This is a genomic window from Gracilibacillus lacisalsi DSM 19029 (genome assembly GCF_000377765.1).
In the GTDB taxonomy this organism is placed as follows: Bacteria; Bacillota; Bacilli; order Bacillales; family Amphibacillaceae; genus Gracilibacillus; species Gracilibacillus lacisalsi.
In genome coordinates, this window is record NZ_KB898672.1 from 33,909 (window position 1) to 58,268 (window position 24,360).

Below are 24,360 nucleotides of genomic sequence, written 5' to 3' on the forward strand. Positions count from 1 at the left end.
CCGCCTCACTTTCTCATCTTCGGATCTAATGCATCTCGTAATCCATCCGCTAAAATATTAAAGCCAATCATTAATAAGGAAATAATCACAGCTGGGTAAAGTAGCATATATGGAAATACTCTATAATCATCAAAGGCCGTATCGATAAGAGTTCCTAGCGATGCGATCGGTGGTTGCAGGCCTAAACCAATAAAACTTAAAAAGGCCTCAAAGAAAATTGCACTAGGAATCGTAAACATCGTATTAATAATGATCATACCTGTCACATTTGGTATTAAGTGTTTCATCAATATACGCTTATCATTTGCACCTAATGTTCGTGCCGCTAAAATGAACTCTTGTCCTTTTAATTTTAGTACTTGCCCACGTACAATACGTGCCATACCAATCCAACCTGTTATCGTTAAGGCAATCGTAATGGCAATTAAACCCGGTTTCAATAAAATGATCATTAAAATAACTACAACCAAATTCGGTATTCCAGAGAGAATTTCAATAATTCGTTGCATGATATTGTCTGTTCTGCCGCCATAATAACCAGATATTCCACCGTAGATAACACCGATTACCATATCAATCATCGCTGCAAGAAAACCAATATATAATGAAATTTGTGTACCACTCCAGATACGTGTCCATAAGTCCCGCCCCATACTGTCAGTACCAAACCAAAAATATTGATCTTCTAATCCTCGCGCTGCATAAATATCTACTTCCATTGCAACCGTTACATAACCATCTTCACTTTCTTCTTTCGTGATTACTACTTCTGTGTCTTGCACATATTCTTCCTCTATTTCATATCCAGCTAACCCACGTTCTATCGCCTCTTCTTCGGTTGCGCCTTGCACTTCATATGTTTGCATACCATCGAAGCCGATCGCTTCTAACCCTTTTACCTTCGGAGGCAAATAGGCAGCATCATAATTCGCACCTTCATTGGTGTAATCATTCATGAATGGTCCAATAAAAGCCATTAAGATTATGAAGACGATTACGATTAATCCAGTAATAGCACCAGTATTTTTACAAAGTCGGATCCAAGCATCCTTCCAAAAGGAAAGTTGCGGACGTGAGAGTTCTTCATTGGCATCATCTGGTAAATGGACACGTTCGAACTTTTCCGCATTATACTTCTTTGTACCATTGTCCATTAGTCCTTCCCTCCTGTAATACGGATTCTTGGATCTATCATTCCATACAGTAAATCGACAATTAAAATGACCAAGATAAATAATACCGAAAACAGCATGGTTGTCCCCATAATAACAGGATAATCATTAACACTAATCGAACGTACAAATTGTTCACCAATCCCCGGTACAGCAAAAATTTGTTCAATCACTAATGTACCTGTCATTAAACTAACGGTTATGGGGCCCAATACCGTAATAACAGGTATTAAGGCATTTCGCAATGCATGTTTAAACATAATACTTGAATTTGAAACACCTTTTGCTCGTGCCAATTCAATATAATCAGACCCTAATACTTCAAGCATTTCGGTTCGCATGAAACGTGCACAGATCGCCATAGGAAATATCAGCAGCGATATCGTAGGTAGTACCGTATAAATCGGTCCTTCCCAAAAAGAGGGCGGGAAAATTCTCCATTGTACTGCAAAGTAATATTGCAAGAGCCCTGCGAATACAAATGATGGTATGGATATCCCGATAACAGCTAAAACATTGGAAGAGTAATCTACCCAAGTATTATGTCTAATCGCAGCGATCATCCCTAAAATAATTCCTAATATAGAACCAATAATTAAAGCTTGTGCACCTAAATGTGCTGATGGACCAATTCGATCCAGTATTATGTCTGTTACCGACCGATTATCATATTGAAACGACACGCCTAAATCACCTTGTACCATTCCAAGCATGTATTTGGCATACTGTACAGGTACAGGATCATTTAATCCGTATTCCTCTAGTAATATTTGCTCCTGAGCTTCTGTCATTTTGCCGCCAAGTTCGTTAAACGGAGAACCAGGAAGTAATTGCATAAGAAAGAACGTCGCTGTTGCAATAACAAACAATGTAATAAACATGTAAACCAGTCGTTGTAAAATATATTTGGCCAATGCTTCCACCTCCTATATCATAAGTTCACCTTATTCTTAGTTTTATACGTTGAACATGGATGTGTAAAAAAGAGCATAGCTCAGGCAAACCTAGGCTATCCCCTCCTTTACCTTGCTATACTATAAAATATGACTATGAACAGTGAGGATTTTGTCCCCCACTGTTCATCAGTCTTAAATGTTACTTAACAATATCCACATATTTAAAGCTATAGTCGTTACCGAATGGGTTTAATGATTCCATACCTTTTAGATAATCTTTAGCAAGTACAGAAGTTTTACGCTGCATAATTGGTCCAATAGCTGCTTCTTCTAACGCAATTTTTTCTGCGTCTTGCATTGCTTCGAATCGTTCTACAGGGCTTGTTGCTAGCTCTCCTTTTGCTGCTTCTACAAGTGCATCATACTCTTCGTTAGAATATCCAATATCGTTATTTTCTCCATCTGTTATCCAAAGATCTACGAAGGAAATAGCATCCTTATAGTCAGGACCCCAACCGGATACTGCTAATTCATAATCTTGTTCACGCATTATTTCTAATTGCTGTGCCCATGGAACATTGTTCGCTTCAATCGTTAAGCCTTCTAAATTAGTTTCTAATTCTGTTTTCATGAATTCACTAATATTTTTAGCGACATCACTGTCCCCACTTAAGAAGGATAAAGTCACTTCGTCAAACCCTAGTTCTTCTTTTGCGGCTTCCCAAAACTCCTGTGCAGCTTCCACATCATAGGCTAAAACATCACTACCTGTTTGGAAATCTTCTCCTGTTTCTGGATGCTCAACAAAGCCTTCCGGAACAAAGAAATTAACTGGTGTTGAATCATTACCATAAACCACATCAATATACGCTTGTTTATCAAATGCTTTAGCTAATGCTTTTCTAAAGTTAAGATTTTGCATATATTCGCTCGCTGTTTCTGAATCTTGATTAAACTTCAACCAGAAGACACTCGTTTCCGTAAGAGAAAGAAATTCTGGACTTGTTTGATTATCTTGTACCTGTGCACCTGACAAGGTAACACGGTCTAATTCACCTACTTCATAGTTTGAAAGTGCTGTATCTGCATCTTTAATTACTTTTACTGAAATACCGTCTAATGCCACATTTTCTGCATCCCAATAAGTTTCATTTTTCTCTAATTCCCAACCTGCTTCAGCCTCCCATTCTGTCATCTTAAATGGACCGTTTGACAGAATACTATCAGGGGACAGAGCGAAGTCATCACCTTGTTCCTCAACAAATTCTTGATTCATCGGTAAAAATGTTTGAAAAGCGGCATATGATTCGAAATAAGGTACCGGTTTTTCTAATTCAACTACAAATGTATAATCATCTGGAGCACTTACACCTAATTCTGATGGGTCTAATGGTTCTACATCAGACTCATCATCTTCTGTTACATAGATTTCAGCAGCGTTTTTCACTTTACCATTCATTAAGTAATTAGCGTAAAATGAACCGTTGTTCGGATCAATAGCACGTTGCCATCCGTAAACGAAATCGTGTGCAGTGACTGGATCTCCGTTTTCCCATTGTGCATCTTCACGTAAGTGGAAAGTATACGTTAATCCATCTTCACTTATTTCTGTTTCATCTTTTTTGGCGATACCGGAAACTATTTCACCCTCAGGCGCCAGACGATACAAACCTTCATACACGGTATCTGTGTATTGAAAGGATACATTATCCTCCGCAAGAATCGGATCCATAGTAGGAATATCTGAAGTAGATGCAATTCGCAGAACTTTTTCGCCTTCTTCCCCATCGCTTTCACTTTCACCATCTGTTTCATTTTCTTCCACATTGTCCGTGTCCGTATCGTCTTCTTCTGCACTATCTTCAAAGGAACACGCAGCTAGTACTAATCCAAGAACAAGTGCTAACACTAACAACCACCATTTGTTACCTCTCATTTCAATACCCCCTATATATTTTTTATAAAACATTAAAACTTATACTCTTGAATACTGAGAATCCACTAATATTAGCTGTAATCTGTCAATTATGGTTCTTAAGAATATTGCTAATCTGAAGCAAATATCTCATAATTAAAATAGGAAAGGAGACAATTTCTCATGAAAAAATGGCTCCAGCATGTAACTCTAATATTTGCACATTGTTTAGTATGTCTACTATTAGTCATATTATTTACACGTCATGCTTCATTACTGGACTACATCAATATTACTTTTTATATCGGGACATTTTATATAATGATAGGACTATTACTTTATGTAATATCAAGGAAATTCTTTGATATTACAGCTCTTAGTTTTAGAAAAGTGTTTACTAGAGTGAACAATGAGAAAAAATGGCACAGCAGCTTTGAAGAACATCCATTACCTTCTGACAGAGTCAATACGAATTGGGTCACTTTCTTTATTATTCAAGGAGGGGCTCTATTAGGAATTATGCTAATATTAATTATATTTTATTATTAGATTTTAAAAGTATGTTAATTTCTAATAATTTTTGTAAAAATAACAATGGGGAAGAATATTTACGATGGAATATAAATTTTACATGTACACAGTGAAGGGAGTAGTTTTGCTAAATTTCACTCAAGAAAAATCTTTGTATTTTTTAACTCTATGTTAAAGAATAATTAAAACAACACACACCGTCTAAATAGCTAATGACTACAAATAGATCAGTCGAAATCTAACAATAAATCAATGAACATTTATTTCATTTTACTAATATCCACTGATTTCTTACATAAAAATGTCAGATAATCTTACGTTTTTTTCAAAATAACTATTTCGTTTAATATGGTCATTGCACTAATTTTATACTCTCCATATATAAGAAAAGCGCAGAGTGCCCGATTAGAAACGTAGCGACTGGAACGAATTAACTGAGATAAAGGAATCACGGTGAGTTTACGAACCGATGATGACTTATCGTAGGGCAATTTCGTGAAGTCGCTACGTTTCTGGGCGCTCGAAGCTAGACATCTGCGCAAAATTTATACTTTCTTATCATACAAGAAAAACTGAGCAAAATTTGCTCAGCCCTTATGACTAAAAAGCTAAAGGTTTACCATTTCTCTAGCATCCATTTTGAAATATTTGAACTGCCTTATCACCACTCCGGGCTGCCCACTTTCCTTTCCGTGGGGGGTGGCCTTCGCTAAGTTCTGCTCTACAACTCTAGCATGAAGTAACATTGCTGCTTTTATACTTATGGATAGCGACTCTTGCTCTTATCTATTTTATAAAATTCAACCTATTACTTCTGACTAGAATTGTTGCACATTCTCATAGCGGAGACTAATTACGTAGACTCCTGCGGGAATAGCGCGAGCCGAAAATCCACTTTGCAAAATGTTTTTCTTTGCAAAGTTAGTTGAGGCCGTGCCCGCGGAAAGCGAAGTAATTAGTCGGAGCGTTGGCAAACACACATAAAATAGTCAAAATAACTACTTCGTTTAATACGGTCATTGCGCTGATTATATACTTTCGTGTCCTAAAATAAAAGCCTTGGAGGGGATCCAAGGCTTTAAAATAGTATTTCATAAAAACAAGCAAAGATGATCTAGCGATTTATTCAGGAATGTAAGGTAAATCTCGATTTTTAGGAACGTTAATCACATGTGTATCGGTATATGCGAGAATTCCTTCTTTACCATATTCACGTCCTATTCCTGATTGTTTCACTCCACCAAATGGGAAGCGGACATCAAGTCCTTGAACGGCTGCCGTATTAATCATGGTAGTACCTGCCTGAATATGCTTTGCAACATCTATGGCATGCTCTTCTTTCCCCCAAACAGAACTTGTTAAGCCAAAAATACTGTCATTGGCAAGTTCTATTGCATGCTGATCATTTTCAAAAGGTAAGATCGGTACGGTTGGCCCAAACTGTTCTTCGACAACGATGGGATCGTTTTGATCTGCACCTAAAACGACTGTAGGCTGCATGAAATAACCTTCTTCAAATAATTCCTGATCAAGGATCGTACCTAATTTCACTATCTTAGCTCCCTTGCTTTCAGCATCGTCCACTAAGCTTTGAACATATTCTGCTTGCTTTTGGTTATTAACCGGACCCACCGTTACATTATTATCAAAAGGATCTCCAACCCTTATCCACTTATTAGCCGCTTCTATATACTTTTCAACAAACTGATCATAAATCGATTGGTCCACATAAACTCTTTTCGCAATCATGCAAATTTGGCCAGCAGTAAGGAAATTAGAAATAACTAATCGTCGCATTGCTCTTGCATCATTTATATCAAAATCACTTAAGACAATGGCTGCATCATTTCCTCCTAATTCTAATGTCATATGTTTAATAGTGTCCGCTGCTGCCTTCATGATGTGTTTGGCTGTTTCCGTTCCTCCAGTAAAGGCAATCTTTGCGATTTTAGGGTTGGATGTTAATTCAACACCGACATCCGCTTCCCCGTGCACCATGTTTAAAACTCCGGGCGGGAATTCGTCTGCAATGATTTCAACAACTCTACTAACGGCAAGCGGTGCTAAAGGACTTGGTTTTAAAACCATCGTGTTTCCAGCCAATAAAGCTGGTGCTATCTTAATAGTAGAAAGGGAGATCGGATAATTCCAAGGTGTGATTGCAGATACAACACCGATAGCATCTTTTGCAATAATCGTCTTACCGTTATCGTGTTCTTGCACCTCGTTTTTTAATACTTCTTTGACATTATCACATGCATATTCCATCCACATCAGTGAAACACCAATTTCACCTTCAGAATCATAGAGTGCTTTACCATGCTCACGTGATAACAATTTTGCAATTTCAGGTGTGTTATCTTTAATTTTCTGAATCGCCCTTCTCATACGTTCAACCCGATCATCAATAGACGATTCTCTCCAAGTTATAAAGGTCTCGTGTGCTACATCAATAGCTTTGATAGTATCTTCCACTGTATTAACTGGTGCATACCCTACAATTTCATTCGGATGTGTAGGATTTTCTCGTGGCTCCTGTTTCTCCGCCTTATACTTTTCTCCATTAATAATAGCATCTATTATAATCTCTTTTTCAGCCATAGATTTTACTCCTTTCATGTTGAAATCTTGTTATAGTTATTCCCCGTAATTCATAGAATCATGCATCGTATGATTATTCCATTAAGCAATCTTTCAACTTTGCCCTACAAGTGTTATGATAAAAGTGAATATGTTAATAAGAGAAATTATTTCTTACATGTGATAAAATCAATTACGTATATCTCGAAATAAATGTAATCATGAATAATGGAATCGTAAAAAATATACATACAGATTTATAGAGGTGAAGTAAAGTGAACACAATTTTTTCAGGTATTCAACCGAGTGGTAGTCTAACATTAGGAAATTATTTAGGTGCTATGAAGCATTTTGTCTCCCTACAAGAAGATAACCAGTGTTATTTCTGTGTAGTAGACCAACATGCCATTACTGTGCCACAAGACAGATTAAAATTACGTGAAAACATTAAATCCCTTGCAGCATTATACATAGCTTCTGGCATTGATCCAGACAAATCTGTTCTTTTTATTCAATCAGAAGTGTCTGCTCATACCCAATTAGGTTGGATGCTACAAACGATCAGTTACATAGGTGAATTAGAACGCATGACCCAATTCAAAGATAAATCCAAAGGAAAAGAAGCAGTATCTGCTGGTTTATTAACTTATCCGCCGCTAATGGCTGCAGATATTTTACTGTATAATACCAACATTGTGCCTGTTGGTGATGATCAAAAACAACACTTGGAATTGACGCGTGACTTAGCTCAACGTTTTAACCATCGCTACAATGACATTTTTACAATTCCGGATATTAGCATTCCTAAAGTTGGTGCTCGAATTATGTCCTTACAAGAACCAACGAAAAAAATGAGTAAATCAGATGATAACCAGAAAGCTTCTATTTTTATGCTGGATACAGAAAAACAAATTGAGAAGAAAATTAAGAGTGCCGTTACTGACTCTGATGGTATTGTTCAATATGACAAAGAAAATAAACCAGGAATTAGTAATTTATTAACTATTTATGCAAGTTGTACAGGTGAATCCATTAAAGAACTAGAACAAAGATATGAAGGTAAAGGTTATGGGGAGTTTAAACAAGACACTGCCAATGCTGTAATTGAGACATTACGTCCGATTCAAGAACGTTATAACACACTAATTGAATCAGATGAATTAGATGATCTACTTGATCAAGGTGCTAATAAAGCTAACTTTGCTGCAAATAAAATGTTACGTAAAGCGAAAAAAGCAATGGGGCTTGGGCGAGTACAGAAAAAGAAAAAATAAGAAAAGACATCCCTGCTTCTATGCCGGCATATAAAAACCTTGGAGACCCTAACAGCTCCAAGGTTTTTAAAGTATTTAAGAACGTAATGATTTAGTTGAATATGGTTGGTGCTCCCGCTCCCATATGTCTTCATAAAAAGCTTGACCTTTAATAATTTGCTTGCAAAAAACTTCATGTTTTGTACTCCACCCGGTCACTAAATCGTTGTAAAGCTTTTCCCATGCTTCATTAAACGTCATTCTTTTAATGGAGTGATATTGCTCTGGGGCCCATTCTGTTAACCAGTATCTTACTTCTTCCAGACAATGAGCGACTTCTAACTGATCCAAAGCAATCATTAACAATTGTTTTAATTGACGCTCTCTTCTCGTCAAACCCACCATATATTCTGGCGGTAATGATAAAATGTGAAATTCTTTATCTGTATGGTCAGCTATTGAATATGTCTTGGCGGTTCGTCCCTCAATCAGATCAAACACTAACCGCTCCTGACGTGGGATTAGTCTGCTTTTTCGAATCGGTATATGATATCCCATCGTATCAAACGCTAGAATCGATGAACCGTTCGTGATCACGCAAGCATAATCAAGCTGTTGCCGTTCTTGATTTTTGCGAATGTACGCACGTTGATAAATTTGATCTAACATTGATTGAGGTATATCTTGCAAATCGTTTTCAATGTATTGAAAGGTTTTGTCATCGATGAAGAGTATCGGAGCTTGATCTAGAATTTCAATACCGTCTGATTTTCTCCATTCATGGAAGGGACATACATTATAGCCGTTTTCTTCTCCTTCAAACCAATTGACCCATACATCATGTAAATACAACATATGACGAACCCTCACTTTGACTAATCTGTTTTATCAAACAGTATGACCAATACACGATAATTTATTCTTTTCTTGTTATTATTTAACAGAAAATAGTGTCATCCTTTGAACAGATATCCCCATAAAAATAAGGCCAAGGAGGAAGAAATAACATTCAATTTTGGTTTGAACAATAGCAAGATAATCGAGAAAAGACAAACCAGCTGGTATAAAATTTAGATAAAGAATGATCGAAACGCCACCCGATATAGATAATCCAAATCCTACTAAAAAAAGCAACAGATAAATCACCACAACCCGCCCCTTAACCGCTTTATACTAATTTATATGTACAAGCCTCTAAACTATGACAATAGGACGTATATTGGTTATGGACAGCATAAGAAAAGCGCAGAGCGCCCGATTAGAAACGTAGCGACTGGAACGAATTAACTGAGATAAAGGAATCACGGTGAGTTTACGAGCCGATGATGACTTTCACCTAAAGGTATAAGTGCGACTAAGCCTCTGGTTTCACCAATCGGCAAGTCTTCTTTATCGTAGGGCAATTCGTGAAGTCGCCTAGTTTCTGGGCGCTCGGAGCTAGACATCTGCGCAAAATTTATACTTTCTTATCTTATAAGAAAAACCGGCAAACCCCACCCGGTCCTGTCCAAAGTAGTTATTTTGACATGAATAATAGGCGTAACAAACGCTACGGCTTGCCCACTTCGCTTTCCGTGGGGCGTGTGTCTTCAGCTAACTTTTGTAAAGAAGATCGCTTTACAAAACTGGATCTTCAGATCACGCTGATCCCACAGGAGTCGAAGTGGATGCCTACGCTCATTCATGCTCTACAATGAATGTACTCGCTGACATTCCAATTTTATTACACAGGTTAAGAAAGCTCGAGAAGTTAGCAGTCACAATCGTTGTAGAACAGTTTCATAGCGGAGGCCGTCCACTTCCACTCCTACGGGATGATTTTCGACTAAGATCCACTTTGGTAAGCGCTCTTTGCTTACCAAAGTTAGCTTAGGCGAAAATCCCGTGGAAAGGGAAGTGGACAGCCGCAGCGATGGGTTCCTGTACAAGCTATTTCAAAATGGCTACTCTGCTTACAAATGCGTTGACATCGCGGGTTATATACTTCCTTATTAGTAAGAAAAGAGGACAGGTAATCCTGTCCTCTTTCATAGATATTATTGATATTTTTTGAATGCGAGTGTTACGTTATGACCGCCAAAACCTAATGAGTTACTAATGGCGATGTTGATATCTTTTTCGATCGCTTCGTTTGGTACATAGTTAAGATCACAAGCTTCATCTGGTGTTTCGTAATTAATCGTTGGTGGTAAAATACCATCTTGAAGTGCTTTGACACATGCAATCGATTCAATCGCACCAGCTGCTCCTAATAGATGTCCTGTCATGGATTTCGTCGAGGAAACATCCATCTTGTATGCATGGTCGTTGAAAACTGTTTTGATCGCTTGTGTTTCAAAGGAATCATTGTACTCCGTACTTGTACCATGCGCATTGACATAGTCTACATCTTCAGGAGATATTTCTGCACTATCTAGCGCTTGCTGCATTGCGCGTGCTGCTCCTTCTCCTTCAGGTGCTGGTGATGTAATATGGTACGCATCACCAGACGCGCCATAACCTACAATTTCAGCATAAATGGTAGCGCCACGCTTTTTAGCAGATTCTAATGATTCCAGGATTAAAATACCCGCTCCTTCTCCCATGACAAATCCATCACGGTTTTTATCAAAAGGTCTACTTGCTGTGTTTGGATCTTCATTAAAAGACAATGCTTTTGCTGTTGAGAAGCCTGCAAAAGCCATTGGTGTTAATGGTGCCTCTGCTCCACCTGTGATCATGTAATCGGCATCCCCACGTTCGATAACTTTAAAAGCGTCACCGATTGAATTTGCTCCTGATGCACAAGCAGTTACGGAACAGTTATTGATCCCTTTTGCACCTAGTTGAATCGACACTTGACCAGCAGCCATATCTGGAATTAGCATCGGTACGAAGAATGGACTAACCCGACGATAGCCTTTATCAACAAATTTTCTAAATTGCTCATCATACGTTGCCATTCCACCAATACCAGAGCCAATCCATACACCTACACGGTTAGCAATATCATCCGTAATTTCTAGATTAGCATCTTCTACCGCCATTTTAGCGGCACCTACTGCGTATTGTGTAAATAAGTCCATGCGTTTTGAATCTTTTTTCTCCATATAATTGGTTGGGTCCCACTCTTTTACCTCACCAGCAACTTTTGCCGGAAAATCATCTTTATTGACCTTTGTCACATAATCGATTCCCGAAGTCCCAGATTTTAAATGATCCCAAAATTGAGCGACAGTATTTCCTAATGGTGTCACGGCACCCATACCAGTAATAACCACTCGATTTTTACTCATATCGATTCCTCCCTATTTTTCTATTTTCCCCATTTTAATGCTACAGCGCCCCATGTTAAACCTCCACCGAAGCCAACTAAGACGACCAAATCGTTATCCTTTATTTTATCGTTTTTAACTCCTTCAGATAAAGCAATAGGTATCGAAGCAGCTGAAGTATTACCATATTTATTAACGTTGACTGCCATTCGATCCTCTTCAATACCAAGCCGTTGTCTAGCAGCTTCCATAATACGAATATTTGCTTGATGTGGAATTAAATAATCAACATCTTCTTTAGCATAACCCGCTTTTTCTACCACATGTACTGATGATTCTGGCATTTGTCGTACTGCAAACTTAAAAACTTCTCGACCATTCATAAAAATATAGTCGTCATTTTGTTCTAAATGCTTGCCACCACTACCATCAGCTCCTAATTCAAAGGATAGTACACCTTTATCTTCACTTACAGGTCCCATTACTGCCGCACCTGCACCATCTCCAAATAATACACATGTATTGCGGTCTGTCCAATCGGTGATTTTCGATAATTTATCTGCACCGATTATTAAAACATGTTGATAAGCACCTGTTTCAATGAATTGTTTAGCCGTAATGACACCGTACATAAATCCTGCACAGGCAGCACTGATATCCATTGCTGCAGCCTTTGTTGCACCTAATCGTTCTTGCAGTTTACAGGATACTGTCGGAAAAGGTTGATCTGGTGTAACAGTTGCAACTAAAATCAAATCCAAATCTTCCCCTGTAATTTCCGCTTCCTCTAAAGCTTGTTCTGCTGCTTTAAATGCCATATCTGATGTATCTTCATTGTCATGAGCGATTCTTCTTTCTTCAATTCCAGTTCTTGTGCGAATCCACTCATCACTTGTATCGACGATTTTTTCCATATCAGCGTTAGTTAATACTTTCTCTGGCGCATAATGACCAGTTCCAATTATTCCTGCTTTCATGTTTATCCTTCCTCTCAAAGGAATTGTTATCAATTATTAAGACTTGGTACTAATTTTATAGCAAGATTTCATTTTTTTCAAGTTTATTTATTTAAAGTCTATCCACTCTCTGGCAAAATACTCGTTAATCTACGTTTAAAAGAACCCATACATTCTAGTCGATTCTCCCATATAATGCCTTTAGGAGGGATAGATATGGAAAAGCAAAATCGATTTGATGAATTAATGTTCGGTAAAAAGCAAATGGAAGAGTCGGAAGAACCAGAAGAAAATGAGGAAAAAGACGAAAATGCTTTTGACTTATTTCAAACCGTACAATTACTAAATGACACATACAAAAAATTATCGCCAATCAAAGATATGTTCAAAAACATAAAATGAGATGATACCGTGATAAAAAAATAGCTGTCACATCGCCATGACAGCTATTTTTCCGTTTGATGAGGTAATAAGCCTGTTTCCTTATACTCGTCGATTAGTTCATTCAAATAATCGATGAAATCTTCTGACAAATGTTCACTATATGGGCCCAGAGTGATAACTTCTTCTTCAAAACCGAAGTTATAAATTCCACCTTCTATTTCGCCTTCTTGTAATTGTTCAATGGCATAGACGTATAATTTATCAATATGTTGAACCGTACTTGTTAATACAGATTGTCCACCAATAGGTTGCTGATCATTAACATAGCCAATCGAATATATACCTTGATTCATAGCAGACTCCACGATGGATACACTATAAGCATCGCCAGCTGGGTAAATAACATCCATATTTTGATCAAGCATTTTCTGATAATGCTCCACTGCCAGATCCTTTTCATCCCAATCATAGACATATTGAATATCGACATTCACCTGATCGTTTTGATAGAGAACGCCCTCGTAAAATCCTTCTACCTCCGGCTGCCATTCATACGCAGCAATAATTCCTACATGATTTGTTTCTGTCATTTCGCCTGCAACCATTCCAGCAAAAAACCCCATTGCCAATGAGTTAAAATTTAAACTAATCAAATTATCTGCTGAATAGCCACCGTTTACATATATAAATTGAATATCAGGATATGACGCTTGTATACGGTTGAAAAATTCACCAAAGTTGCTACTATGGCCGATAATAACCTGTACTCCTTCATTGGCAAATTCTTCAACGGCAATATTTACTTGCTGTTGCGTCTGGACACCTTCACGGAAATAAATATCCATATTAAATTCTTCTTGTATATCCAGTAAACCTCGATAACCTTTATTGCCCCAATTTTGATCATGGATCGTGTTTTCAATTAGCATTCCAACACGTTCTATTTTTTCACCACTTGCATTGTTGTTACAGCCGGATAATATTGGAATAATTATAAGAAAAGTAAAAATGAGTAAGATCATATATTTTTTCATATCCGCACTCCTTAAAGAATGGCATAGACGAACAGACTATCCTTAGGACTATTTTATCGCTTAGTCGACATTCCGTAAACCAAGAAAACATTACAAATAGATTACAATTGTGTAGAAACCCCCGTAACATCAGCATTCACAAAAAGATCACAAATTTCCTTTAGTACAAGATTTTTGTTTATTTTATTCCTAAAATTTGATAAACTATAGATGGCGAAAAACGTAAAGGTATACATAATTCATAATAAATAGTATAGGATTCATAATAGATAGAGAGGTGAGACAATGAAATATTTCGCAACTATTTTTTGGGCAGTTATTATTTTAACCGTTGTATCATATGTATTAACAAGTATGGGTGGTCAAGAGTTTAATCTTGCTTCTGCTGTTTCCATTGCAGCAATTTTTAGTATCGTTGCAATCATTCTCGGCGATGGCATCTTGAAAGAAGAAGAATAACTTAAAAGATAGATCACTTTCGACTAACCGATAACCCTTGTCAACAAACAGTGACAAGGGTTATCTTTATGGAATACAGATTTTAGGGGGATACATAAATGGAAGAACTACTGTTATTGATCAAATACTTATTTTTAGGGTTAGTACAAGGTTTCACGGAACCAATTCCTATTTCTTCAAGTGGTCACTTAGTATTATTACAGGACATATTTGGTGTAGGTGTGAGTGGCTTATCATTTGAAGTGTTAGTCAATTTTGGTTCCTTAATTGCGGTACTGATGATTTACTGGAAAGATATTATCCATCTAGCTAAAAACGGGATTAACTATCTTACGACAAAAGATAAAGCCTATCATGATGATTTTATGTTTATCATTTATCTGGTTGTTGCCACGATTCCAGCAGCAGTACTTGGCTTACTATTAGATGATTATATTGAAGCAACCTTTGCTGATCGAGCAAAAATGGTTGGAATTACTCTAGTTATTACAGGTATCGCGCTTTGGATTATTCGAAACTTACGTGGAAACAAAAATGATGGTGCTTTAACGATGAAAGATGCGATTATCGTTGGTTTTGCTCAATCTGTTGCTTTATTACCAGGAATTAGCCGTTCAGGAGCAACGATTGTAGCTGCGATGTTATTAGGAATGAAACAAGAAACAGCATTACGTTTTTCATTCCTAATGTTTATACCTGTCAGTGTTGGTACGATGATGCTGTCTGTTGATGATGTAGTAAATGACCCTAACTTTAATACACTTTGGATTCCATATCTCATCGCCTTTATCGCAGCTATTATTGCAACTTATTATTCCTTGCGCTGGTTTATGAATATTATGCGGAAAGGTAATTTAAAATATTTCGCATTCTATTGCTTTATCGTAGGTATTATCGCCTTTATCCTTCTTTAAAGCGAGGCTTTGGCCTTAGTACTATGATTTAGGTGTGAGAAGGAGGAAACATTGTGAAGAAGCAATCCATTGAAGAAATTTTACATTCGATTCCAATTTTCAAGGAATTAACGGTTTATGAAATCGACTCATTAAAAACAATTGCCCATACGAAACGATATCAAAAGTACACACATGTTTTTATGCAAGATGACCACCTTTCAAATGTCTACTTTATATTAGAAGGTAAAATTAAGATATATAAAACAGATTTCCATGGTCGGGAGCAAATCGTAAATATTTTGCATAGTGGCGATATGTTTCCTCACCAAGGATTCTTCCGTCACGATAATTATCCAGCACATGCGGAAGTAATCGAGCCCAGTACCCTTGTTTATATACCGAAACAACAATTTGAAGATTTTTTAATGCAATTTCCACAAATAAGTGTTAAATTGTTTCGAGTGCTTGGTGATATGATCGTTGATTTACAGCAGCGTCTGGAAGAACAAATCCTGCATAATACGCAGGAACAAGTCATGATGTTGATTTTGCGCTTGGTAAAGAAACATGGTAAAGAAAATAGACATGGTGATGTGATGTTAGCTAAACAATTCTCGAACAAAGAGCTAGCGAATATGATCGGGACGACCCGAGAAACAATCAGCAGAACACTCAGTCAATTAAAAAAAGAAAGCTTAATCGAGCTTTCAGCAAATAATATGTGGAAAATTGATGTAGAGAAAATAGAGGACAAGTTGTTTGAATAGATTGAGCGGACATTTAGTTCGTTATTTGACGGAATAACACCTGTTTTTCGGTGTTGGCGGACATTTGATCCCTTATTCGGTTACTTTTGATGAAAAATAGCTTTATTTTCGACGAATAACGGAATAGATGTCCGCTACTATCCTAAAAATGCCATTTTTCTCACAAATAACGGAACAAATGCCCGTACTCATCTACTGGAGCACCAACACAAAAAAGCGCCTGTTAAAAGGGCGCTTTTCTTATTAATCCGGAATACCGAGTGCGATTTTTGCGTATCTCGACATACGGTCTTTTGACCATGGTGGATTCCAGACGATATTCACTTCTGTATCTTTTACTTCAGGAATATCTTCCATGACACGCTTCACATCTTGTTCAATGTGACCTGCAAGAGGACATCCCATTGCTGTTAGTGTCATTGTTACAGTAGCAATACCTTCATCATCAAGGTCTACACCATACACAAGACCTAAATTAACGATATCTATACCAAGCTCTGGGTCAATCACATTTTCCAGTGCTCCCATTAAATTCTCTTCTAGTGCTTGATCCATCTCAATCCCTCCTTCAAACTCTTATCATTTATTATAAAACAAATCGGACACTTTTTAAATGATTTAAATCATAGTTGATATTCTAACCACTTTACAAATTCTAAAATCGCAAAACGGCTAACTTTATGTCCGCGTCCTATTTCTTTTAAGAAAGTGATATTTTCAGGGTTTTTGTAATGCTCTATCGCTTCTTCATAAAAGCTATAGGCATGATCAAATGGTACCACCGCATCCTCTTCCCCATGCCAGAAGAATAATGGTCTACCAAATAGCTTCTCCATTTGTAACGATAAATCAATGTCTTTTAATTCCTTTATTAATAAGTGAAGTTGATCATCAGAGATAGGCAGTTCTTTATGCTGAGCTTTCATAAAGCCAATTAATTGTTCGGCATATGCAGTAATTTTCGGGGATCCCATCATCACTCCAGCAGTCTTAACCCATGAAAATTGTGTTAAGGCAGCAGCAGTCGTGATTCCTCCCATACTTGTACCTGCTAACCCAAAGCGATTGCCCTCTAGTAATTGCTTTGCGACTAACTCTTGGTAAATAGTTTCAATATCATCCAAATTTTGCTTAACAATATCGAAGAAGCGAAACTCTCTTTCCATATGTGAAAGATCGGTTTCTCTCTCACCGTGTAACATCGAATCAGGCAATAATACTCGATAGCCTTTTTCTGCTAATAAGTATGCTATTGGTAAGTTATGTTCTTTCGCACTTGTAAAGCCATGTATGTATGTTAAAGTTGGTAATGCTTGCTCTTTCTTTTCTTGGTCAACGACATGTAATAACGGTATGTCGTTCCAATATTCTTTATTTATCGCTATCATCGGTACAACCCTTTCTCGTATCTTTTCTTACTTTTCATGATATAACTTCTTAATCAAACATGCAAAATATAGAAATAAAAATATACAAAACTTTACACCTGAAAGAAAGATCTTTAAACTATAATTACAATAGTGAGGTGAAGATATGCAAACAAATAGACACTTAGTTGCATTAGATCTAGACGGAACATTGTTAACTGATCGAAAGGAAATCAGTCCTTATACTAAATCAGTTGTACAGCAAATCATCCAAGAAGGACATATCGTGGTGATCGCCACAGGACGACCGCATCGTGCAAGTATTGCGTATTACCAAGAGCTTGGTTTACAGACTCCGATGGTTAACTTCAACGGTGCACTTATTCATCATCCAACCGATCAAAAATGGGACGCATTACACACACCACTCCCAAATCGAACTGCCAAAAAAATTATTCAAACATGTTACGATTTTGAAGTCCATAATATTTTTGCTGAAATCCGGGATAATATGTACTTAGATCAGTTTGACCAACAAATTATCGATGTTTTTTCGGAGCCTAATCAACAGGATTTGATTACAATTGGAAGCTTAAAAAATCACTTACAAGAGGATCCTACCTCTTTATTAATCCATCCGAAGGACGACCATATTGAGGAATTACGTCAATACTTAGATGATAAACATGCTTCCATTATTGAACATAGAAAATGGGGTGTGCCTTGGAATGTAATTGAAGTGGTACGAAAAGGGATTAACAAAGCTGTTGGTTTGAAAAAAATTGCACATTATTTTCACATCCCTGTAGCTAATATCATTGCATTTGGTGACGAAGATAATGACCTCGAAATGATCGAATATGCAGGTGTTGGTGTTGCAATGGGCAATGCTATTGATGAATTAAAACAAATTGCTAATTATCAAACCAAAACTAATGAAGAAGACGGAATAGGAAATTTCCTTGTTGATTATTTAAAATTGGAAGCTAACGTTAAGGTTGGCAAAGATCTATCTGAATAGAAATCTGTGATTAATCCATAATAAGCATGAACATCAAATTGGTGTTCATGCTTTTTCCTTAAGCTCTGTTTCAGTGGTGGTATATCAAAGGACAAAGCTTCCAGTAGTTCTCTACCACCATTAAAAAGGATCATAACGGTAATCCAATTGATAAGCCTAGTGATTCAATAGACAGGAGGATTTATTATGCAAAACCAATTGTTTCAGCAAGCAAGAGATGCCGTCAATCGCTTAATGAATCGCGCGAACGGAAACTTCAATGAGCAGGATAAGCAAGCCGCTCAAAATGCGATTCAGTCTGCTTATACAAATGCAACAGCAGAAGAACAGCAAGAACTTCGCGAATTAGAGAATCAATTAAAGCAACAGAATGAATTAAAATAAGCTCCTCTGGTTAAAGAAGGTATACGAATCCGTATACCTTCTTTTCTTCATTCCAGCATCTGTTGAATTCCTTTCATAATCAACTACATTTTGATATGATTGTGATAAAGTACGTTTTATAGGAGGAAAGACGATGAGTATTCATGTAGAAGCAACACCAAATCCAAACGCAATGAAATTTACTAGTGACAAAATGATTTTTGAAGGAAACAATAGTATTTCTGTTATGCCTGGTCAAACAAGTGAATATGATATTTTAAATGAACTAATGAAACTAGAAGGTGTCGATAACGTATTTGGCTTCCAACACTTTATCACCGTTAATAAAAAAATGGATGTCGAATGGGACGAGCTGATTGGTAATGTAGAAGAAGTTATTACAAAATATGGTTATTAATCAATGAAAGTTTGTTATTAGGTAAATTATACTCTTTAATTATATTTTCCATGTTTCGCCATAAGAACTGCAGTGATAATACAAAAAACGCTTGGTCAGCATTTTATCCTAACCAAGCGTTTTTTATTCCAGTGCTATTGTGTGATCTTAAGTTTTCTCTATTTTAACCGGCCTAATTGGATTCTATGGCATTACTTCTAATTGTACTGGTCTTTGTTCGGAACGATCCTCTGTGTACAGTAACATAACTACTGCTCCGTTTTGAGGTAACATATCCTCGTCAATCGAAATTTTGATCTCAAATTCCTGCCATCCATCGCTTTCAACAGGGATTTCTGTTTGTTCCACTAGATAATTATGGCCATCCTCAACCTCATAATAGGTTACACCAACGCTGGTATCCACCTCTCCTGTTACGGTATATTCGCCATTTTCCCCTTCAACGTCAACTGAACGAAAAGGGCCATCTTCATCAGCTGCTGTGTCCTCTATTGTAATCGTAATTGTTTGTTGTAACGGCTCACCTTCTACCTGCTGCCCATTTATTTCAGCTGGTAAGAGCGTCATTTCTACTTCATACTCACCAGGCTCCAAATGTTCAATCATATCCCAGGACTCTCCCCAATTTTTGAATTCACCAGGTGCTAATGATTCTTCAACCAAAGCTTCGGTGAACATTTTCCCTTCTGAATATTGATAAAATAATTCATCTTCTTGAAACAACTTAATCTCAAATTGTTGACCAGAAGTAAACATCAAGTCAACGGTCTCCTCATTTTTGTTGATTAATTGAAATTTAAAATCAATCGTTGTACCTTGTTGTTCTGCAGCAACTTTCAAATCTAAATTTTCCATAATAGCTGAAAGAGCCTCCGTTTCGGATTGAGTGTCTTCTTCGTTAGCTTTCTCTGTTTCGGGTGATTTTTCAGTAGAATTATCTACCGGTACCGAATCATCTGTTTCTGTTTCTTCCACATCCGAAGAACCACAAGCCATTAACAACAACATCAAAATAATAGATATGAGTGAGAAATATTTCTTCATATTTCTGCGACCCCCTTTAAAAGATTAGACGTTAGATACGAGAAAAGGTTTCAATCATTTCGTCGGAAGAATCCATAGACACCTGCTGTCTGAATAACATTCGTAAAAGCATTCTCATCAACTTCATGGATAATCCGTTCTAAATCATATAACTCATATCTGGTTATAACTAAATATAACATATGCTTATCTTCTTTTGTATAAGCACCTTTAACCGGCAATATCGTAATTCCGCGAATCATCGTATCATGAATTGCTTGTTGCAGCTCATCTGCTTTTTTCGTAACAATCATTGCTGTCACTTTCTCATGACGAGTATGTATACCATCGATAACTCGTGTAGTTACATATAAACCTACTAAAGTATAAAGTGCGTTCTCTGGCTCATTTAAGATACCTGCAATAACAATAATCATCCCGTTAATCGCCATTAAATAACCACCAATTGGCTTGTCCTTCATCCGAGATAAAACCATTGCAATAATATCAGAACCACCTGTTGAAGCACCCCACTTTAAGGTAATACCGACACCAACACCAGCAATAACTCCACCAAATACTGCATTAAGCAAAATATCGTCGGACAAATTAACAATTGGTAGCACCTCTAGGAAAAAAGAGGTAGCAATAACCGAAAGAAAACTGTAGATTGTAAAGCCACGACCTACCATTAACCAACCGATAATAGCTACTGGTATATTAAGAATGAATAAAATAATACCGGTACTTGCAATTTCTACTCCTAAGTAATCAGAAAAAACAGTAGCTAAAATTTGTGAAATACCAGTAAAGCCACTAGCATATACATTGGCACCAATTAAGAAAAAATTAAGACCAATAGCATTTAGTATTGCACCAACTATGACAATTACTATTCGTTTTGCTTCCATTAAAAACATGTTGTTCATCCCTCCTGTTAACGGAACCCACATGATTCCATACCCTTTTATATCATTACATAATCTTTTTTGCACAAGAATAAACTATACTAGAATCTGATCTAGAAACCAAGTAGTTTGAACAAAAAAGTTTGTAAATTTGTTTTGACGTAACTGTTCGTTAAGCTTACACTTATATTAAGCTAAAACACGATCATCATACATGATCAAAAAGGAAAAAAGGAGGGGTTACATTGACTGTAAAAATTCTTGCAGATTCTGCTTGTGATCTTTCATCTGAAGATTTTCAACAATTTGACATCGAAATGTTACCATTAACTGTTCAATTGGATGGTGAAGATTACGAAGATGGAATTAGTATTTCTTCAAAAAAAGTTTACGATGCCATGAGAGAAGGCAAAGCGCCCAAAACGGCACAAGTCAGTCCTCAAGTTTTTAAAGATGCTTTCGAAAAACATGCCAAGGCAGGAAACCAGGTCTTATATTTAGCTTTTTCTTCAGAACTGTCTGGTACATATCAAGGGGCAAAATTAATGGAGCAAGAAGTGAAAGAAGCGTATCCTGATTTTGAATTACATGTGCTTGATACGAAATGTGCATCTTTAGGATATGGACTTGTTGTGCTGAGGGCCGCAGAATTAGCTCAATCAGGTGCAAGTATGGAGGAAATACTTGAAGTAAGCAAACATCACTATGAACATATGGAGCATATTTTCACTGTCGATGACTTAGAATACTTGTACCGCGGAGGTCGTGTCAGCAAAACAGCCGCTTTTGTCGGTACATTATTAAAAGTAAAGCCTTTATTACACATGGAAGATGGTAAACTGATCCCACTAGAAAAAGTTAGAGGATCCAAAAAAGTGTTCAAACGAATGATCGAAGTGATGGAAGAACGAGGTAAAGATCTGGACAACCAATTAGTAGCGATCAGCCATGGCGATGCATTGGATACAGCTGAACATATTGCAAGCATGATTCGAGAAAAATGGAATGTCAAAGATATCAAAATTAACATGGTTGGTTCTGCCATCGGTGCACATTCCGGACCAGGTACGATCGCTCTCTTTTTCTTAAATGATTCTCCGAAGTAAAGTTAGACTGTTCCAAGTAGGAGTTTTGCGATCGAGTTAATATCGTCATTGGACACTTTTTTGGGGTTATTGGACACTTTGGACGATTTACTGGACACTTTTCGGATTTTACTGGACACTTTCACGGATTTATTGGACACTTTTCATCATTTACTGGACACTCTCAAAAAAATCCCTGCACACGCAGGGATTTTTTTACGTATGTTGCCCTGCTTTTTTGCCATACTAGGAGAAAAAGCTTCTAGGAGTGTCCGAAATGTCAGCAAATCAGCAAAAACAAGTATTACCGAAGCAGCATCAAGATCGACAGCCTGGTTTCGAGTATAAGATGACACCTCTTCCTGTCAGTGTAAATGAAAATTATCAAGGTAGTAATAAATTAAAAGATAAAGTTGCGATCATTTCTGGTGGGGACAGCGGTATTGGTCGTTCTGTTGCGATTCATTTTGCCAAAGAAGGAGCAGATATCGCCATCATCTATTTTGACGAAGATCAAGATGCCAACGATACCAAGAAAATGGTGGAACAAGAAGGTAAAGCATGTAGTCTATTTCGCGGAGATATTTCGCATAGTGAGTTTAGTAAAGATGTCGTGAAAAAAGTAATCGATGAATATGGAAAAATTGATATTGTGGTGAATAATGCTGCGGTTCAATATCCACAGCAGGATTTTCTCCAAATTACTGACGATCAATTAGAAAAAACATTTCGAACAAACATTTTTGGTTATTTTTATCTCACAAGAGCAGCCCTCCCTCATTTAAAGCAGGGTAGTGCAATCATTAATACTTCTTCGATTACCGCTTTCCAAGGTAATGAAAGTCTGATTGATTACTCCAGTACCAAGGGAGCCATTACGACATTTACGAAATCTCTGGCAAAATCACTAGTCTCTCAAGGAATTCGCGTCAACAGTGTTGCGCCTGGACCAATCTGGACACCACTGATTCCAGCTAGTTTTGATGAGAATCAAGTTGCCACCTTTGGCTCTGATACAGAAATGGGACGACCTGGTGAATCATCAGAAGTTGCACCAGCATATATATACCTTGCAAGTAATGATGCTAGTTATGTAACAGGTCAAACCATTCATGTTAATGGTGGAAAAATCATTTAAAAAGAAAAAACACATAGTCTGTTGGTACTCCCCGTTCACCCTGTTGATGAAGCATCGCCGTTAGATTGCCACGATGATATGTCCCATGATTAACGACATGATGCACTAAATCAACAAGGGTGAACTCACATACTCCATGTTGTGGATGCTCTGTAGTGATCGAATGTTCAGAATTCTTATGGATATTGAAAAAATCATAATACTCTGTTGAAAGTTGATCATACAGATCTTCTAGCTCAACAATGGAAGCTTGTGAAGCTTTAAATTTTCGATGTTCCACTTTTTTAATGATGGTATGAAAGTTACTTCCCTTCATTACCTCTAGCCAAGTTATATCAGTAGCATAAAGATGAGTCAACACTTCAGATATGGAAGAAAAAACACTTTTAACTTTGCCGTTTAAAATTTCATTTGGTAACTGCTTTAAATGTTCGAATATTTTTTTATTCGCCCAAACGTGATAATTATACATTTTTATTACCTGACTATTTGTCATTTGATCACTCCTTTTAAATCAATAGATGGTACCTTTAAATTTCTCCGGTTTTTTCACATAACCTTCAATAATATAGCCACAATGTGTACAAATTATATACTCAACATCAGAACCAAAGCTCATTTTATTTACAGGTTGCATTACTGCATATCCACTATGCTTACCAAGCCCCAATTCCGTTTCCCCACATTTCGGGCACGCTGATACTCCTTGATACTGCATCCAACAACAACTCCTCTACTTTAACAGATTATGCTAGAATTACGTTTCAAAAGCTATTTGTGTTTCACTAATTTTTCATAGCAACAAAGACTGCCAGCCAATCATTACTGCAAACACTATACGATTATATGCTTGATGGCATCAATCTTTAAATTTTTCACCAAATAATAAAGATTAAACCGTTTCCTTTTTTTATTTTTTAGTGTAAAGTAATATTCTTAC

26 protein-coding genes are annotated in these 24,360 nt (G+C 37.0%); 11 read left to right on the forward strand and 15 right to left on the reverse strand.

From position 1 onward, the window contains the following. Positions 1-5: 5 nt before the first annotated feature. The 3 genes from opp3C to D569_RS0115525 all read right to left on the reverse strand — a co-directional run bounded on the left by opp3C (position 6) and on the right by D569_RS0115525 (position 4,004). Positions 6-1,154, reverse strand: coding sequence for an oligopeptide ABC transporter permease (gene opp3C, locus D569_RS0115515; protein ID WP_018933342.1), 1,149 nt, complete (start codon positions 1,152-1,154; stop codon positions 6-8). Continuing rightward, the gene (gene opp3b, locus D569_RS0115520) at positions 1,154-2,086 is read right to left on the reverse strand and encodes an oligopeptide ABC transporter permease (RefSeq protein WP_018933343.1); all 933 of its coding nucleotides are present in this window, start codon (positions 2,084-2,086) and stop codon (positions 1,154-1,156) included. Before opp3b ends, opp3C begins: the two co-directional genes overlap by 1 nt. A 181-nt stretch (positions 2,087-2,267) precedes the next feature. After that, a complete protein-coding gene (locus tag D569_RS0115525) occupies positions 2,268-4,004 on the reverse strand; it encodes a peptide ABC transporter substrate-binding protein (protein WP_018933344.1) in 1,737 nt (578 codons plus the stop codon). A gap of 162 nt (positions 4,005-4,166) precedes the next feature. Between D569_RS0115525 and D569_RS23705 the strand changes: the two genes are divergently transcribed. Next, the gene (locus D569_RS23705; protein WP_018933345.1) at positions 4,167-4,532 is read left to right on the forward strand and encodes a DUF3899 domain-containing protein; all 366 of its coding nucleotides are present in this window, start codon (positions 4,167-4,169) and stop codon (positions 4,530-4,532) included. A gap of 1,104 nt (positions 4,533-5,636) precedes the next feature. Here the strand turns inward: D569_RS23705 and D569_RS0115540 are convergent. Further along, a complete protein-coding gene (locus D569_RS0115540) occupies positions 5,637-7,115 on the reverse strand; it encodes an aldehyde dehydrogenase family protein (RefSeq protein ID WP_018933347.1) in 1,479 nt (492 codons plus the stop codon). 254 nt (positions 7,116-7,369) lie between these two features. On the opposite strand from D569_RS0115540, the gene trpS reads away from it, so the two are divergent. Then, positions 7,370-8,368 carry a tryptophan--tRNA ligase gene (gene trpS / locus D569_RS0115545; RefSeq protein WP_018933348.1) on the forward strand — a complete coding sequence of 333 codons (999 nt, stop codon included), beginning with the start codon at positions 7,370-7,372 and terminating at the stop codon, positions 8,366-8,368. Between the two features lie 75 nt (positions 8,369-8,443). On the opposite strand, the gene D569_RS0115550 is transcribed toward trpS, so the two are convergent. The 4 genes from D569_RS0115550 to D569_RS0115565 all read right to left on the reverse strand — a co-directional run bounded on the left by D569_RS0115550 (position 8,444) and on the right by D569_RS0115565 (position 12,578). Then, a complete protein-coding gene (locus tag D569_RS0115550; protein WP_018933349.1) occupies positions 8,444-9,202 on the reverse strand; it encodes a YjbA family protein in 759 nt (252 codons plus the stop codon). Positions 9,203-9,280: 78 nt separating this feature from the next. Further along, positions 9,281-9,496 carry a YuzI family membrane protein gene (locus D569_RS25180; RefSeq protein ID WP_483788242.1) on the reverse strand — a complete coding sequence of 72 codons (216 nt, stop codon included), beginning with the start codon at positions 9,494-9,496 and terminating at the stop codon, positions 9,281-9,283. Positions 9,497-10,383: 887 nt separating this feature from the next. Next, the gene (gene fabF / locus D569_RS0115560) at positions 10,384-11,622 is read right to left on the reverse strand and encodes a beta-ketoacyl-ACP synthase II (RefSeq protein WP_018933351.1); all 1,239 of its coding nucleotides are present in this window, start codon (positions 11,620-11,622) and stop codon (positions 10,384-10,386) included. Between the two features lie 20 nt (positions 11,623-11,642). Next, positions 11,643-12,578 carry a beta-ketoacyl-ACP synthase III gene (locus D569_RS0115565; protein ID WP_018933352.1) on the reverse strand — a complete coding sequence of 312 codons (936 nt, stop codon included), beginning with the start codon at positions 12,576-12,578 and terminating at the stop codon, positions 11,643-11,645. 195 nt (positions 12,579-12,773) lie between these two features. Here D569_RS0115565 and D569_RS0115570 point away from each other — a divergent pair, with 195 nt between their 5' ends. Beyond that, positions 12,774-12,959, forward strand: coding sequence for a hypothetical protein (locus tag D569_RS0115570; protein ID WP_018933353.1), 186 nt, complete (start codon positions 12,774-12,776; stop codon positions 12,957-12,959). 44 nt (positions 12,960-13,003) lie between these two features. Here the strand turns inward: D569_RS0115570 and D569_RS0115575 are convergent, their stop codons facing one another. Further along, positions 13,004-13,975 (reverse strand): BMP family ABC transporter substrate-binding protein, encoded by a 972-nt coding sequence (locus D569_RS0115575; protein WP_018933354.1) that lies wholly within the window; start codon positions 13,973-13,975, stop codon positions 13,004-13,006. A gap of 285 nt (positions 13,976-14,260) precedes the next feature. Here D569_RS0115575 and D569_RS24070 point away from each other — a divergent pair, with 285 nt between their 5' ends. From D569_RS24070 to D569_RS0115590, 3 genes are all read left to right on the forward strand, one after another. After that, positions 14,261-14,434: a DUF2929 family protein gene (locus D569_RS24070; protein WP_018933355.1), complete on the forward strand. Its 174-nt coding sequence runs from the start codon at positions 14,261-14,263 to the stop codon at positions 14,432-14,434. A gap of 98 nt (positions 14,435-14,532) precedes the next feature. Further along, complete coding sequence (locus tag D569_RS0115585; RefSeq protein WP_018933356.1) at positions 14,533-15,348, forward strand: undecaprenyl-diphosphate phosphatase; 816 nt, start codon at positions 14,533-14,535, stop codon at positions 15,346-15,348. Between the two features lie 53 nt (positions 15,349-15,401). After that, positions 15,402-16,097 (forward strand): Crp/Fnr family transcriptional regulator, encoded by a 696-nt coding sequence (locus tag D569_RS0115590; protein ID WP_018933357.1) that lies wholly within the window; start codon positions 15,402-15,404, stop codon positions 16,095-16,097. Positions 16,098-16,340: 243 nt separating this feature from the next. Here D569_RS0115590 and D569_RS0115595 read toward each other — a convergent pair whose 3' ends face one another. Together D569_RS0115595 and D569_RS0115600 are read right to left on the reverse strand one after the other, a co-directional pair. Next, positions 16,341-16,652, reverse strand: a complete 312-nt coding sequence (locus D569_RS0115595; protein WP_018933358.1) for a metal-sulfur cluster assembly factor — start codon at positions 16,650-16,652, stop codon at positions 16,341-16,343. Between the two features lie 68 nt (positions 16,653-16,720). Further along, positions 16,721-17,485, reverse strand: a complete 765-nt coding sequence (locus D569_RS0115600) for a prolyl oligopeptidase family serine peptidase (protein WP_018933359.1) — start codon at positions 17,483-17,485, stop codon at positions 16,721-16,723. 145 nt (positions 17,486-17,630) lie between these two features. Here D569_RS0115600 and D569_RS0115605 point away from each other — a divergent pair, with 145 nt between their 5' ends. The 3 genes from D569_RS0115605 to D569_RS0115615 all read left to right on the forward strand — a co-directional run bounded on the left by D569_RS0115605 (position 17,631) and on the right by D569_RS0115615 (position 19,266). Next, positions 17,631-18,485 carry a Cof-type HAD-IIB family hydrolase gene (locus D569_RS0115605; RefSeq protein ID WP_018933360.1) on the forward strand — a complete coding sequence of 285 codons (855 nt, stop codon included), beginning with the start codon at positions 17,631-17,633 and terminating at the stop codon, positions 18,483-18,485. 186 nt (positions 18,486-18,671) lie between these two features. Next, complete coding sequence (locus tag D569_RS0115610) at positions 18,672-18,869, forward strand: DUF3813 family protein (protein WP_018933361.1); 198 nt, start codon at positions 18,672-18,674, stop codon at positions 18,867-18,869. A 133-nt stretch (positions 18,870-19,002) separates the two neighbouring features. Then, a complete protein-coding gene (locus tag D569_RS0115615) occupies positions 19,003-19,266 on the forward strand; it encodes a NifU N-terminal domain-containing protein (protein WP_018933362.1) in 264 nt (87 codons plus the stop codon). 183 nt (positions 19,267-19,449) lie between these two features. On the opposite strand, the gene D569_RS0115620 is transcribed toward D569_RS0115615, so the two are convergent. After that, positions 19,450-20,310, reverse strand: coding sequence for a BsuPI-related putative proteinase inhibitor (locus tag D569_RS0115620; protein ID WP_018933363.1), 861 nt, complete (start codon positions 20,308-20,310; stop codon positions 19,450-19,452). Positions 20,311-20,360: 50 nt separating this feature from the next. Beyond that, positions 20,361-21,209: a YitT family protein gene (locus D569_RS0115625; protein ID WP_018933364.1), complete on the reverse strand. Its 849-nt coding sequence runs from the start codon at positions 21,207-21,209 to the stop codon at positions 20,361-20,363. Between the two features lie 233 nt (positions 21,210-21,442). Between D569_RS0115625 and D569_RS0115630 the strand changes: the two genes are divergently transcribed. Beyond that, positions 21,443-22,303, forward strand: coding sequence for a DegV family protein (locus D569_RS0115630; RefSeq protein WP_018933365.1), 861 nt, complete (start codon positions 21,443-21,445; stop codon positions 22,301-22,303). A gap of 256 nt (positions 22,304-22,559) precedes the next feature. Then, complete coding sequence (locus D569_RS0115635; protein WP_018933366.1) at positions 22,560-23,420, forward strand: SDR family oxidoreductase; 861 nt, start codon at positions 22,560-22,562, stop codon at positions 23,418-23,420. Here D569_RS0115635 and D569_RS0115640 read toward each other — a convergent pair. Both D569_RS0115640 and D569_RS0115645 read right to left on the reverse strand, forming a co-directional pair. Next, positions 23,413-23,916, reverse strand: coding sequence for a DinB family protein (locus tag D569_RS0115640; RefSeq protein WP_018933367.1), 504 nt, complete (start codon positions 23,914-23,916; stop codon positions 23,413-23,415). The genes D569_RS0115635 and D569_RS0115640 overlap by 8 nt on opposite strands. Positions 23,917-23,934: 18 nt before the next feature. Continuing rightward, on the reverse strand, positions 23,935-24,138 hold the full coding sequence (locus D569_RS0115645) for a hypothetical protein (RefSeq protein WP_018933368.1): 204 nt from the start codon (positions 24,136-24,138) through the stop codon (positions 23,935-23,937). Positions 24,139-24,360: the final 222 nt, after the last annotated feature.

Excerpts from the sequence above, each read along its gene's own strand:
- D569_RS0115540 (WP_018933347.1), bottom strand. The coding sequence starts at position 7,115 with ATGGCTGAAAAAGAGATTATAATAGATGCTATTATTAATGGAGAAAAG.
- D569_RS0115620 (WP_018933363.1), bottom strand. The coding sequence starts at position 20,310 with ATGAAGAAATATTTCTCACTCATATCTATTATTTTGATGTTGTTGTTA.
- D569_RS0115570 (WP_018933353.1), top strand. The coding sequence starts at position 12,774 with ATGGAAAAGCAAAATCGATTTGATGAATTAATGTTCGGTAAAAAGCAA.
- D569_RS0115565 (WP_018933352.1), bottom strand. The coding sequence starts at position 12,578 with ATGAAAGCAGGAATAATTGGAACTGGTCATTATGCGCCAGAGAAAGTA.
- D569_RS0115610 (WP_018933361.1), top strand. The coding sequence starts at position 18,672 with ATGCAAAACCAATTGTTTCAGCAAGCAAGAGATGCCGTCAATCGCTTA.
- D569_RS0115595 (WP_018933358.1), bottom strand. The coding sequence starts at position 16,652 with ATGGATCAAGCACTAGAAGAGAATTTAATGGGAGCACTGGAAAATGTG.
- D569_RS0115550 (WP_018933349.1), bottom strand. The coding sequence starts at position 9,202 with ATGTTGTATTTACATGATGTATGGGTCAATTGGTTTGAAGGAGAAGAA.
- D569_RS0115525 (WP_018933344.1), bottom strand. The coding sequence starts at position 4,004 with ATGAGAGGTAACAAATGGTGGTTGTTAGTGTTAGCACTTGTTCTTGGA.
- D569_RS0115600 (WP_018933359.1), bottom strand. The coding sequence starts at position 17,485 with ATGATAGCGATAAATAAAGAATATTGGAACGACATACCGTTATTACAT.
- D569_RS0115645 (WP_018933368.1), bottom strand. The coding sequence starts at position 24,138 with ATGCAGTATCAAGGAGTATCAGCGTGCCCGAAATGTGGGGAAACGGAA.
- D569_RS0115605 (WP_018933360.1), top strand. The coding sequence starts at position 17,631 with ATGCAAACAAATAGACACTTAGTTGCATTAGATCTAGACGGAACATTG.
- D569_RS0115575 (WP_018933354.1), bottom strand. The coding sequence starts at position 13,975 with ATGAAAAAATATATGATCTTACTCATTTTTACTTTTCTTATAATTATT.
- D569_RS0115585 (WP_018933356.1), top strand. The coding sequence starts at position 14,533 with ATGGAAGAACTACTGTTATTGATCAAATACTTATTTTTAGGGTTAGTA.
- D569_RS0115640 (WP_018933367.1), bottom strand. The coding sequence starts at position 23,916 with ATGACAAATAGTCAGGTAATAAAAATGTATAATTATCACGTTTGGGCG.
- D569_RS0115625 (WP_018933364.1), bottom strand. The coding sequence starts at position 21,209 with ATGTTTTTAATGGAAGCAAAACGAATAGTAATTGTCATAGTTGGTGCA.
- D569_RS0115635 (WP_018933366.1), top strand. The coding sequence starts at position 22,560 with ATGTCAGCAAATCAGCAAAAACAAGTATTACCGAAGCAGCATCAAGAT.
- fabF (WP_018933351.1), bottom strand. The coding sequence starts at position 11,622 with ATGAGTAAAAATCGAGTGGTTATTACTGGTATGGGTGCCGTGACACCA.
- D569_RS24070 (WP_018933355.1), top strand. The coding sequence starts at position 14,261 with ATGAAATATTTCGCAACTATTTTTTGGGCAGTTATTATTTTAACCGTT.
- D569_RS0115615 (WP_018933362.1), top strand. The coding sequence starts at position 19,003 with ATGAGTATTCATGTAGAAGCAACACCAAATCCAAACGCAATGAAATTT.
- opp3C (WP_018933342.1), bottom strand. The coding sequence starts at position 1,154 with ATGGACAATGGTACAAAGAAGTATAATGCGGAAAAGTTCGAACGTGTC.
- D569_RS23705 (WP_018933345.1), top strand. The coding sequence starts at position 4,167 with ATGAAAAAATGGCTCCAGCATGTAACTCTAATATTTGCACATTGTTTA.